This window comes from Streptomyces sp. NPDC025784, assembly GCF_055558435.1.
Genome location: NZ_JBVHMN010000003.1, coordinates 408,516 through 420,295, shown reverse-complemented (window position 1 = coordinate 420,295; position 11,780 = coordinate 408,516). Strand labels below are relative to the sequence as shown.

General features: G+C 69.2%; 12 protein-coding genes and 1 pseudogene. 5 read left to right on the top strand and 8 right to left on the bottom strand.

All coding sequences use genetic code 11. From position 1 onward, the window contains the following. Positions 1 to 52: 52 nt before the first annotated feature. The 3 genes from ACZ4IF_RS11465 to ACZ4IF_RS11455 form a co-directional block, all read right to left on the bottom strand. Positions 53 to 541: a flavin reductase family protein gene (locus ACZ4IF_RS11465; RefSeq protein ID WP_356119794.1), complete on the bottom strand. Its 489-nt coding sequence runs from the start codon at positions 539 to 541 to the stop codon at positions 53 to 55. Between the two features lie 256 nt (positions 542 to 797). Next, positions 798 to 1,667, bottom strand: a complete 870-nt coding sequence (locus tag ACZ4IF_RS11460; RefSeq protein ID WP_467561675.1) for a dioxygenase family protein — start codon at positions 1,665 to 1,667, stop codon at positions 798 to 800. After that, positions 1,660 to 2,757: a maleylacetate reductase gene (locus tag ACZ4IF_RS11455; RefSeq protein ID WP_467561673.1), complete on the bottom strand. Its 1,098-nt coding sequence runs from the start codon at positions 2,755 to 2,757 to the stop codon at positions 1,660 to 1,662. Before ACZ4IF_RS11455 ends, ACZ4IF_RS11460 begins: the two co-directional genes overlap by 8 nt. Before the next feature lie 398 nt (positions 2,758 to 3,155). Here ACZ4IF_RS11455 and ACZ4IF_RS11450 point away from each other — a divergent pair. Beyond that, positions 3,156 to 3,687, top strand: a pseudogene (locus ACZ4IF_RS11450) (CoA transferase subunit A); the annotation flags it as partial. Positions 3,688 to 3,706: 19 nt separating this feature from the next. Here the strand turns inward: ACZ4IF_RS11450 and ACZ4IF_RS11445 are convergent. After that, positions 3,707 to 3,844, bottom strand: a complete 138-nt coding sequence (locus ACZ4IF_RS11445) for a hypothetical protein (protein WP_467561671.1) — start codon at positions 3,842 to 3,844, stop codon at positions 3,707 to 3,709. Between the two features lie 455 nt (positions 3,845 to 4,299). On the opposite strand from ACZ4IF_RS11445, the gene ACZ4IF_RS11440 reads away from it, so the two are divergent. Continuing rightward, a complete protein-coding gene (locus ACZ4IF_RS11440) occupies positions 4,300 to 4,893 on the top strand; it encodes a malonic semialdehyde reductase (protein ID WP_467561669.1) in 594 nt (197 codons plus the stop codon). 863 nt (positions 4,894 to 5,756) lie between these two features. On the opposite strand, the gene ACZ4IF_RS11435 is transcribed toward ACZ4IF_RS11440, so the two are convergent. Then, a complete protein-coding gene (locus ACZ4IF_RS11435; RefSeq protein ID WP_467561787.1) occupies positions 5,757 to 6,422 on the bottom strand; it encodes a DUF2637 domain-containing protein in 666 nt (221 codons plus the stop codon). A gap of 742 nt (positions 6,423 to 7,164) precedes the next feature. Then, entirely contained in the window at positions 7,165 to 7,935 is a 771-nt protein-coding gene (locus ACZ4IF_RS11430) for an SDR family NAD(P)-dependent oxidoreductase (RefSeq protein ID WP_467561667.1), read from the bottom strand. Between the two features lie 179 nt (positions 7,936 to 8,114). Between ACZ4IF_RS11430 and ACZ4IF_RS11425 the strand changes: the two genes are divergently transcribed. Further along, positions 8,115 to 8,765, top strand: coding sequence for a TetR/AcrR family transcriptional regulator (locus ACZ4IF_RS11425; protein WP_467561665.1), 651 nt, complete (start codon positions 8,115 to 8,117; stop codon positions 8,763 to 8,765). 89 nt (positions 8,766 to 8,854) lie between these two features. Here ACZ4IF_RS11425 and ACZ4IF_RS11420 read toward each other — a convergent pair whose 3' ends face one another. Next, positions 8,855 to 9,625: a calcium-binding protein gene (locus ACZ4IF_RS11420; RefSeq protein WP_467561663.1), complete on the bottom strand. Its 771-nt coding sequence runs from the start codon at positions 9,623 to 9,625 to the stop codon at positions 8,855 to 8,857. A 240-nt stretch (positions 9,626 to 9,865) separates the two neighbouring features. On the opposite strand from ACZ4IF_RS11420, the gene ACZ4IF_RS11415 reads away from it, so the two are divergent. Continuing rightward, positions 9,866 to 10,054, top strand: a complete 189-nt coding sequence (locus tag ACZ4IF_RS11415; protein WP_359489242.1) for a hypothetical protein — start codon at positions 9,866 to 9,868, stop codon at positions 10,052 to 10,054. A gap of 60 nt (positions 10,055 to 10,114) precedes the next feature. Beyond that, a complete protein-coding gene (locus ACZ4IF_RS11410; RefSeq protein ID WP_467561661.1) occupies positions 10,115 to 10,438 on the top strand; it encodes a DUF6191 domain-containing protein in 324 nt (107 codons plus the stop codon). 84 nt (positions 10,439 to 10,522) lie between these two features. On the opposite strand, the gene ACZ4IF_RS11405 is transcribed toward ACZ4IF_RS11410, so the two are convergent. Beyond that, entirely contained in the window at positions 10,523 to 11,752 is a 1,230-nt protein-coding gene (locus tag ACZ4IF_RS11405) for a cytochrome P450 (protein ID WP_467561659.1), read from the bottom strand. Positions 11,753 to 11,780: the final 28 nt, after the last annotated feature.

Genomic DNA, 11,780 nt, shown 5'->3' with positions numbered 1-11,780 from the left:
GTGGCCGGCCGTCACGGGCCAGGCGGCCTGGTTCGGACCGCTGCCGCCAGGCCTAGTGCGCAGCCCTGAGCGTGCCGAAGCCGCCCGCGAAGTGGACCAGCGGTCGGCAGTTTGCCTTGTGTGCCCACTGGCGGACGTCACCCACGAAGATGGTGTGATCGCCACCGGGGAGCGCCTCGGCGACGTCGCACACGACAGCCGCGATGGCGTCCTTCAACACCGGCACGCCGTGGTCGTCGAAGGTCTCGACGCCCGCGAACTTGTCCGCTTTGGAAACGGCGAAGTTCCGCGCCAGGTGCTCGCTGTCCTCGCCCAGGACATTGACGGCGAAGCGGCCGTGCTCCGCGATCGCGGTCCGCGTGTACAGGTGGTTGCCGATGCAGACGAGCAGCTGGAGCGGGTCCAGGGAGAGGGCGGACACGGCACTCGCCGTCATGCCGATGGGCGTGCTTCCGGAGCACGTGGTGATCACGCTGACACCCGTGGCGAGCCGGCTCATCGTGGCTCGGAAATCGACGGTCATGTCAAGGGTTTCAGTCATCGCAGGACCTCCGTGAAAGTCGGGAAGGGCGTCAACCTTTGTTGCGCAGGGCGCTGGATGAACTCACCGTCCTGCTGGGTGCGTTGGCGGGCTTGATCGTTCGAGCGGGGTGGGAAGGCAGGCGGCTGCCCCGTGACGTACGCGAGGTCGGCGCGCGGTGGCCGGATCGTGCTTCGCCGAGTTCCGGGTCAAGTCGCGCGCCGGCCCTCGTTCATGGCGTGCAGACAGCCGACCGCATACGCGGCGGGGTGACGCTTCAGTCCGCGGGGAGGAGTTCGAGGACGAAGGTGTGGCGCAGCACCGTGTACGGCTGGCCGGTCTGCCCGCGCCTGGGCCCGGAGTCGGCCGCGTACGTGTCATAGGACGCGACCAGCGAGTCCTTGACCCCGAACACCGGATCCGCATCCAGATACGGGTCGTCCGAAGGGAACAGCATGGTGGTCACGCGCTGGAATCCCGGAGCCTCGATCAGCAGGTGCACATGGGCGGGACGCATGAGCGACCGGCCGGTCGCGCCCATGATCTCGCCGACCGGGCCGTCACCGGGTATCGGGTAGCTGGACGGGCGGATGGAACGGAAACTGAAGTGTCCCGTCTCCTCGGTCCGGAACAGCGCACGCATGGCCGGGTCGACCCGGCCGGGCACATCCACGTCGTAGTGGCCCTCCGCGTCGCTGTGCCACACGTCCACCGCCGCGCCGGCCACTGGCGCTCCCTCACGGTCGACGACTCGTCCCTCGAAGAACAGCGGGGTACCGGGCAATCCTCCAGAGATGTCGGCGGCGTCGGGAGGCTGCGGCCTGTCGTCCCTGAAGAAGGGGCCGAGGACGCTGTTCTGCGTGGCTTCGGCAGGGCGTCGATGGCTCAGGGCATCGACGAGCATGGTGACACCGAGCACGTCGGACAGCAGGATGAACTCCTGGCGCGTCGGGGTGCACATCTGCCCGGTGCGAGTCAGGAAGTCCACTCCCCGGGCCCACTCCTCCTCCGTCAGTTCCACGTCACGGACGAAGGCGTGGACGTGCCGCACCAGCGATTCCATGATCTCCGCGAGGCGGGAGTCCTTGGTGTCCCGCATGGTCGAGATCACGGCCTCGGTGATGGTGTCGCTGGTCAGATCACGCATGGCGTGCTCCCGTTGTGGTCGACGCTTCGATGACGGAGTCGGATCGAGGATCTTCGTTGCCCGGTGAGGCCGACGGCGCTTCCCCGGCCCAGGCGCGGGTCAGCAGGGCGCGGACAGCGATCCGGTCCACTGGTCGCGGATTCCAGTAGCCGTCCCTCATGACGAGTTCGGCCGCCTGCTCGATCCCCGATTCCGGCATGCCGAGGTCCCGCAGCGCCCGGGGGGCGCCGAGCCTCCCGGCGAAGTCGAAGAGACCGCTCGCGGCCTCGTCCCCCCGCAGCGCCTGCGCGATGCGCGCCATGGCCTCCGGGGCCGCCGGCGCGTTGTGGGCGACCACGTGCGGCAGGACAACGGCATGGGTTTCTGCGTGTGGAAGCCCGAACGTGCCGCCCAGCACATGGCACACCTTGTGATGCAGGGCCATGCCCACCGTGCCGAGGCACGTGCCCGCCAGCCACGCCCCGTACAACGCATCCGCCCGCGCCGCTACGTCGTCCGGACGCCGCGCGACGACCGGAAGGGATCGGATGAGGGAGTCGAGTGCTTCACCGGCCATCAGGAAGGCGACCGGGTCCCGGTCCTGTGCATAGAGGGCCTCGACGGCATGCGCCATGGCGTTGATACCGCTGACCACCGATGTCGCCATGGGAAGTGTGAGCGTCAGGTCGACGTCGTACACCACCGTGTCGAGCATCACTTCCGGCAGCCGTCGGGTCGTCTTCCTGCGGCCTTCGGTCTCTCCGAGGATCGGCGTCATCTCCGAGCCCGCGTAGGTGGTGGGCAGCGCCAGCTGCCGAAGACCGGTCCGTACGGCGATGGCCTTGCCCAGGCCGATGGTCGATCCACCACCGAGGGCGAGCACGGAGTCAGCTCCCACGGTTCTGGCATACGCGACCGCCTTCTCCGTGACGTCGACCGGGGTGTGCGCAGCCGCTTCGGTGAAAGTTCCCGCTGCTGCGGCACCCAGCAGGTCGCGCATCTGGGCCGCCTGCTCCACTTGACCAGGGGTGCACAGGATGAGCACCCGGCGGCATCCGAGAGCATCGGCTTCTTGCGGAATGCGGCTGCGCGTACCGCTGCCGAAGACCACCTTGGTGATCTGTCCCCGGTGCACGAATGTCTTCATGAGAATTTCCTCGGTCCTACCACTCCTGTATTCATGGAGGGAAGCGTCGGCACTCGGATGATGTGCGTCAATAAGATCTGTGAGTGATAACGCGGATCGGCGCGGGAATACCCTTTTCGCGCGACGTGCACCGACCCAGCGGCCTGTGGATCGGATGCGATATCCCTCATCTGCGCGATGCCGATGGATGCCCAGGCGTTGCAGCGTGGAAGCACGTGTCCGACGGGTGGGACGCGACGCGAGGAGGCGGGCGGGTCTGCGGCAAATCCGCTCCCGGAATTCCCACGACGTCCGCAACGATATGGGAGAGCCCGGCCGAATTCCTGATGTCGCGTTACGAAAACAGCGTCCGATGGGTCCACATCGGCGAGAGAGATCCGAAACAGCCTCCAAAGCCGTGGCGACTGCCGGAGGGTGCGTCGTCGGCGGTGGGCGGGTTCGGGTCGAGCGGTGTGCCGAATGTGCTGATCCAGGCCCTGTCCGAGCGCGGGGTGTCGGGGCTCGGCGTGGTCTCGAACAACTGCGGGGCGATGGAGTCGGGCCTGGCCGTGCTGCTCGGGGCCGGGCGGATCGCCCGGGTGACGGGGTCGTACATCGGCGCGAGGAGTTCGCCCGGCAGTATCCGGTCGGTGAGCCGGAGGTCGAGATGATCCCTCAGAGCACGCTCGCCGAAAGGCTGCGAGCCGGCGGCGCCGGGTCCCCGCCTTCTACACCCCGGCCGGGGTGGGTACGCAGGTCGCCGACGGCGGGCTGCCCTGGCGCTACGACGGCTCGGGCGGCGTGACGCTGGCCTCGCCGCCGAAGGAGGTCCGCGAGTTCGACGGCACCCAGTACGTGCTGGAGCCCGGCATCCGCACCGACTTCGCGCTGGTGCGGGCCGCGAAGGGCGACCAGCGTCCCGGCGGCGGCAGCTCTACACCGCCTCCAGGGCGGTGAACTGCTCGGCGAACACGTCGCCGGCCGGCGTGTGGAGAAGAAAGGCGTCCACGCCGCGCACGCCCTCCTCCTCCGCGCCGACGAGTTCACGGCATCCGTCCACGTGGCTGCGCACGCCCGGAAGACATGCCTTGCCGGCGGACGGGGCGGACACCTCCATGCCATCCCCCCGCCCCGCGCGTCCAGCCCACCGCATCCACTCCGACATCACGCCGCACCACCTTGTGCCGCTCGCCCCGGGCGATCAGGTGAAGGGCCATCAGCCTCAGGGATCGCGGGGTTCATCCAGACCGCCTTCTTTGTGGCACGCTCCGGTTGGCCATCCAGCAGCAAGGATCGCTCGAATAGGCGATGCCCCTGGCCGGCGCCTGCCCGAAGCTGGTCGCGATGCCGGCGGACCGCAGGGCGCGGCCGCGTCGACGCCGGTTTTTTCGAAGCCGTCGGTCCAGGCGGCGTCCCCGTCGAACGCGCCCGAGTCGCAGGCGCACCGACACCGCCGTGAATCGGCCGGGCGTCAGCGCCCGACTCGTTTGCGCACACCATCCACCATTGCCGAAATAGGGATGCGTCATGTCTCTCGCACTCCACCCCGCCGCCCAGGACCTTCTGTTCCGAGAGGCCCGGACAGCCAATACCTTCACCGATGAGCCGGTGACGGACGAACAGATGAGGGCCATCTACGACCTCGTCAAGTACGGCCCCACCTCGATGAACCAGCAGCCGCTGCGGATCGTCCTGGTCCGCTCCGACGATGCGCGGCAGCGGCTGGTGCCGCATCTCGCCGAGGGCAACCGGAAGAAGACCGCCACCGCCCCGCTGGTCGCGATCCTCGCCGCGGACAACGAGTTCCATGAGGAGTTGCCGACCCAGTTCCCGCACTTCCCGCAGGCCAAGGACCTGCTCTTCGCCGAACGTGTGGTACGGGAGAGGTCCGCTTCGCTCAATGCAGCGTTGCAGGTCGGCTACTTCATCGTCGGCGTCCGCGCCGCTGGTCTGGCGGCCGGCCCGATGACGGGATTCGACGCCGAGGGGATCGACAAGGAATTCTTCGGTGACGGCGAGCACTCCGTACTGGTCGTGGTCAACATCGGCACACCCGGAGATGCCGCCTGGTTCTCGCGCAGCCCGCGCCTGGCCTACGACGAGGTCGTCACCACTGTGTGACGCCGGGCGCGCATCTGTGGCATCCGGCTGCGGGCCCTGGAGGACGTGTTCGCCCATGCCGCGGCCGAGGACGTCACCTTGCGGATCGACGGGATGGCGGCAGCAGCAGGACATTGGTACGCCGGTTACGCCCTCGCCGGCGACCTGTCCCTCCCGCAGGTCCGCAAACGGCTCACCACGACCACTCCCGAACCGGTCACCGTCCTGCCGGGCAGCCCATGGAACCAAACCACGGCCGCCACCGAACGGATCTTCGACCACCTCACCCCCAGCGAGGAGGGCGTGGCCCAGGGCCGGCTGGCCGCGCTCGGCGGAGTGCTTGACCTGCTGCACGTCACAGCCCGGACAGCAGCACGGGCCGAGCTGGACAGGCCGCCACGGCGTTCGAACGGGCAACTCGCTCCCGCGTCGCCGCCGGCCACTCCACTACCCGCGCCCTGCGGCGCAGTGTCCGGATGGTCTGGAACGACCCCGTGCGGCGCGGCGACGGTGCCGGACTGGCCTGTGATCAGGCCCGCGCAACCGTGCCAGCACGCCGAATCAGCACAGGTCAGCGACCGTCCGGCCGCCCGAGCGCCGTCGCTTCCCAAGCTGAGAGCGCGCGTTCGATTCTCGTCACCCGCTCCACGACAGAGGCCCAGGTCATCGACCCGGACCTTTTCGCTGTCCGCTGCGATCACGCGTCGCATGCCGGGTGCGCGCCGGAACGCCGATCGTCCGGATCACCCTGTTCACGGCATCGGACTTCCGGCCCGCGCACCCGGCTTCGAGCCCCGGCAGACCGACCGAACCACCACGCTCACCACTCGTCGAGGCGGCCGGCTCCGCTCCCCGCGCGCGGACCGGCGCCGGCCGGGTCTGCGCTACTGGCGGTGACGGCGGGACGCCTGCCGCGGCGGCAGGGTCAATGTGATCTGCCGGACGAGCTGCTGGAAGCAGGACAGGGCCGCCAGAGCGGGCAGGGCGGCTCCGGCGATACCGGTGAGGGTCTTGTCGGCCTCAGCCACACACAGCGTGATCGCCACGGAGGAGAACACCAGAACGATGAACCATGAGTGCATGGCCCGGCGCCGGTGCAAGGCGGTTCGCAGGATGGAAAGAGAAGCCACCATCCAGGGGCCGTACACGAGAATGGGCCACTGCGGGATCACCCCGCTCCTCGAGCCGGACGAAATGCCCTGCAGAGGCGCGTAGGCCGCCATGCCGCCGAAAACGCTGACCATCGCCGCGATGACGGCAATGAATGCGAGGATGACCAGGCTGCCCGTTCGCAGCCACCTGACGCGGGGTCTTCTGACTCGAATCTTCCGATGCCCGGCAGAGGATTTCCGGATGGGTGGAAGCTGGGCGGTGATCTTCGCCAGATTCTCCATCGGGTCGTTGAAGTCGACGACGGGTACCGACTCGCTGCGCGGTGGCGGAACCACGGCCACCGGCTCCGCCGGAACGGCTGCCGGCTCCGACGGAACGGCCTCCTGCAAGAGGTACGCGAGTTCCTCGACCGGGTCCCAGCCCGAGTCGGGGGGCATCACCAAGGGCGCCCCTGGGTGTAAGGCATCGACGGGGGTGTCGTGCCAGCCGACACCCGACCCGTATGAGTACGCGTCGGAATACCATTCATGCTGCGCAAAGGGGGGGTCCGCATACTCTCGGTTCACAGAAATGCGCCCCCTTTACGCACGGTCCGCATGACAGTCGGACTTTTCCTGACTGTTCCACCGCTGATCCAGCTCCTCCTGAAGTGCCTCCAGCAGCACAAGGAACTCGCGGAGCAGTGACTCACTGACCTGTACTGTGACTCTCGCGTCACCCTCACGCCAGGCGTTACGCGGCACGAACGCCGAGTTCGCCACACCAGTCACGTAAGCGTATTTCTCCGCTTTCGCGTCACGGGTCACGAGCGGTTTACCCTCCCCCGTGTCGCAGCGAGGCATGCCATGAGGCCTTGCTTTCGTCATATCCCGCTAACGCTGCTCCCGCTGCTCCAGATGCGCGGCAAATGAGTGACCCCAGCGCGGAGGAAACGTTGAGGAGAACATTTCTTCATTAATGTCCACCCGCCTCGCTCCGCACGCCATGAGTCCAACGGGTTGTCATCTAAAAACTTCTTGCGCCGGGAACAGAAGTCGTTGTGACCGTGACCAACAACAGCACGTCGGCCTCCACCACAGGCCGCCGACGCCTCGGCGGTACGGCGCCACGAAGATACGGGGATCAAGCGTCGGCGACCGGGGATCGGGGATCGGGGCGCGAGGATCCCGGATCCCCGCGCTAGGCGGCGACGACCGCGACCCCCGTCCTGCCTCCGTCGACGTCGACCACGGTCCCGTGCACGAAGGCCGCCTCGTCGCTGGCCAGCCAGACCACGGCGTGCGCGATGGCGTCCGGCGTACCGACGCCACCGGCCGGGGTGCCCTTCATCATGATCTCGCCGGGATGCGGCTCGGCGCCCTCCGGGGCCGGGGGCAGGATCACACCCGGCGAGACGGCGTTCACCCGCACGCCCATCGGCCCGAACTCCGCGGCCCAGGCCCGCGTGAGCGTCTCCATGGCTCCCTTGGTGGAGCTGTAGAGCGCGCCGAGGGGAACGGCCAGGCGCGCGATCCACGAGCCGAGGTTGACGACCACCCCTCCGCCGGACTCCGCCATGGCCGGGGCGACGGCGGCGGTGAGGAAGAACGGCGCCTTCACATTGACGCCGTAGACCTTGTCGAACGTCTTCTCGTCGGTGTCGACGGTGCCGGGGGCCGGGTAGATGCCGGCGTTGTTCACCAGGATGTCGATCCGCCCGCCCAGGGTCGCGCGGGCCCGGTCGGCCAGGTCCTGGGAAGCCTCCGCGCTGCCGTCGAGGTCCGCCGCCAGGAAATCGGCCCGGCCGCCGGCCGCCCGGATCCCCTCGACCACCCGCGCACCCCGTTCCTGATGGCGCCCGGACACGACGACATGGGCGCCCTCGGCGGCGAACGCCTCGGCGATCGCCTGCCCGATATTGCTGGTCGAGCCCGTGACCAGCGCCGTCTTGTTCCGCAGTCGTTCAGCCATGACGCGCTCTCCCTTGTCTCGCGGTGTGCGGACCACTGTGCGTCGCAGAAAATGGACCGGCAAGTCCAGACTGGGAAGGGTCCCTCAGGGGCGGCTCCGGACCCGCGGAGCCTGGCCCTCCTGCCGTAAAATGGACCCGTCGGTCCATAGCCGTTCAGCCGAGGAAGGAGGGGAGGCCGATGTCGGACGCTCCGACCGCGAAGGGCCGCGCCACCCGGGCCCGCATCGTCGAGGGGGCTGCGGAGGTGCTGCGCGAGCAGGGTGTCGCCGTCACGACTCTCGACGACATCCGCAGCCGCACCGGCACGAGCAAGAGCCAGCTCTTCCACTACTTCCCCGACGGCAAGAGCGAACTGCTGCTGGCCGTGGCCCGGTTCGAGGCGGACCGCGTCCTGGAGGACCAGCAGCCGTACCTGGGATGCCTGGACTCGTGGCAGGCCTGGCGCCAGTGGCGGGACGTCGTGGTGGAACGCTACGAACGCCAGGGCGACTCCTGCCCCTTGGGCGCCCTGTTCCTTCAGGTCGGCCGGTCCAGCCCGGGAGCACGGGCGATCGTGACCGAGCTGATGCGCCAGTGGCAGCGGCAGCTCGCCCACGGCGTGCGCGCCCTCCAGGAGAACGGCCTCGTGTCCGCGGCCCTCGACGTGGACCGCACGGCCGCCGCGCTGCTGGCGGGCATCCAGGGAGGCGTGACCATCATGATGTCCACGGGCGACTCGACCCATCTGAAGGCGGCGCTCGACACCGGCATCGAGCACCTGCGCGCGAGCGGGGCCGAGGCGGGAGCCGAGGACGGGGCCGAGGGGAAAGCCCGGGTGGGACGGACCTGACGGTCCCCGTCGCCGACACCGTCGCCGCCGTCGTCGACATGGCCGACGGCGACGACGGCCGGGTCAGCGGGCCGCGGTGGGGGACCCGCTCACTTCACGTCGAGGTAGTCGCCGGTGGCCTTGGCCGCGGGCGTGGTGCTCGTACCCGCGAAGTAGTAGCGCCAGTAGCCGTCGGCGGAGGCGGTGACCGTGGTCTTCAGGTTTCCGGAGCCGTCGCTGTTCACGGTCTTGACCGTGCTGTACGTGCTGCTGCCGGCCTTGCGGAACTGCAGCTTGACGGGCTGTCCGGTGTACCCGTGGTACAGGTGGTCCTCCCAGTTCGCCCGGGACAGCTTGCCCGTGACGGTGATCGCCTTGCCCTTGGCGACCGGCTCCGGCGAGGCGTTGACCGTGAGCTTCGAGTAGCGCTGCACGTGGAACGTGCCGACGTCGGTCTTCTTCGCCGAGTCGCCGTCCTTGGCCTTCGCGTACGCGCCGATGTGCCAGGTGCCGGCCAGGGCGTTGTAGTGCAGGTCGTACTCGGGAACGATCGTGTACGTCGACGTGCAGGTGACCGTCGTTCCCGACGTGCACGTGGTGCCCGCGTCCGAGTCCTGGGTCCAGAAGGCGTCCGGGTCGCTCCAGGTGCCGTGGTAGAGGTACGTCTGCCCGGACGTGACACCGGCCGGATCGGAGGCCGTGAAGGTGACCTTGAAGGTCACCTTGTTCGTCGTGCCGACGGCGACGTCCTTGCCGCCGTTCACCACCACGTTCGACACCTTGGTGTCGCCCACCACGGTGTCCGCGTGAGCCGACGGAACCGCGACCGCGGCGGCTGCCAGCGCACCCGACAAAACGGCGCCGATGGCGAATTTACGCATGAGATCCCTTAGGAATGAGGCCTGTTGCCCCCGGCAGGCGCCCGATTGGTGAACGAACTGTAAGGGACACCGAAAAGCGTCCGTACACCGGTCCCGGGCGCCGCGCGGCGCTCCCGACCCGCGCCTGCCCGCAGCGCCCCGGGACTCCGGCCGTCCACGCCGAAATCGTGTCGTGTCCGTGTCCCCGTGCCCCTATCCTGCCGATTCCCGGCCCACGAGGGCCCGGGTGACAGGGGGACCGTGAGCAGAAGACGCTACGTGGCCAGGGGCGTGCCGGGCGGCTACCGGATCTGGGACAACCGGGGCCGCCGATGGTGGGGCGACCTGTACGAACTGTGCCCCGACGACCTGCTGACCGAACTCAACGGCGCGGCGGACGGCGAGCGGATCGCGGGGCTGCTGCGGCGGTACCGGGGCTTGAAGCGGTAGGACCGCCGGCCCCGGGGCACGACCGGTGGACGCCGGCCCTCGCGTGCGGATACTTGGGCCATGGAATTCGCCGTCCTCATGACCCTGCCCGGGCTGGTGATCGCACTGACCGTCGTGGCGTTCGCCGACCAGCTGCTGCTTCGGGCCGGGCGGGCCGGGCTGCTGCCGTGGCGCAACGGGGCACGGCAGGGGCAGATATCGGCGACCGGCTTCGAGCAGCTGCACGCGAGCCTGTCGCCCGGCAAGCAGGACGAGCTGAAGGAGCGGCAGTCCTCGTTGATGATGCGGGACGACGAGGAGGACGGCGCGCCGCCCCACCGCACGACGGTGGACCTGGACGGAGGGGTCGCAGTCGTACGGATGCCGCACGCGGGTCGGAGGTAGGGCCCGGACCGAAGGCGGTGGCGCCCGTCGCGGGCGCGGCCGCGCCCGGCCGGTGCCGCGGAGCGAACCGGCCGGAAGGCGGTGTCAGCGCAGGGCGTCGAAGGTGATCTCGAGGTGGCGCGGGCCGCGCAGGACGGCGTTCGGGCGGTAGGGCGGCGGATCCTCGACGAGACGCGGGTTGTCGAGCCGGCGGGCCAGTTCGGCCAGGGCGATCTGGGCCTCCAGACGGGCCAGCGGTGCGCCGAAGCAGCTGTGGATCCCGCTGCCGAAGCCCAGGTGCTGGATGTCCTCGCGGTCCGGGTCGAAGCGGTCGGGCTCGTGGAACCGCTCCGGGTCCCGGTTGCCCGCGGCGAGGACGAGCCAGATGCGTGAGCCCTTGGGGATGGTGACCCCGCGCAGCTCGATGTCCGCGATGCAGGTGCGCTGCGGCACGAGCTGCACCGGCGGTTCGTAGCGCAGGAGTTCCTCGACGATCTTCACGGACAGGCCCGGGTCGTCGCGCAGCCGCCGGAGGTACTCCGGGTGACGCAGCAGGGTGAGCATGCCGTTGGTGATCAGGTTGACGGTCGTCTCGTGCCCGGCGATGAGCAGCAGCACCGCGGTGCTGAGCACTTCCATCGTGGTCATCGCGCCGTCCGGACCGTGGCTGTTCACGAGGTCGGACAGCATGTCCTCGCGCGGTTCCCTCGCGCGCTGCTCCACCAGCCCGTTCAGGTACATGCCGAGCTGGAGCCGGGCCTCCTGCGCGGTCTTCATGGACTCGGCGCTCGTACGGGTGTCGGGGTCCAGGCCCGCCACGATCGGGTCCACCCAGGCGCGGAAGCGGGGTTCGTCCTCGCGCGGCACGCCGAGGAGCCGGCAGATCACGGTCACCGGGAAGGGGTACGCGAACTGGTCGACCACGTCGATCTTCCGCGCGTCCCCGAATCCGTCGATCAGGTCGGTGACGATCTGGGCGAGTTCACCCCGCATGGAGTCGATGCGGGTGGGCCGGTGCGGGGGGCCGAAGGAGCTGTTGGCGATCCGCCGCAGCCGGTCGTGCTCGGGCGGGTCGAGCCGGATGAAGCTCGGCGGCAGCCCCGTCGCCTCCGGCCCGGACAGCTCGTCCTCGCTCGCGACGGCGAGGTTGGTGAAGTCGGAGCTGATCCGCGGGTCGTGGAGCAGGCTCTCGATGTCCCAGTACGAGCTGATGACGTACGGACCGCCCTCCTCCTCGTGCAGCACCGGGGTCTTGCGGAGCTCCTCGTACAGCGGATACGGGTCGGCGCGGTTCGCGAAGTCGGTGATCTGGCGCAGGAGCGGGGCTTGCGACATGAGTGGTCCTCGGGGGCGTGCGGGTCCG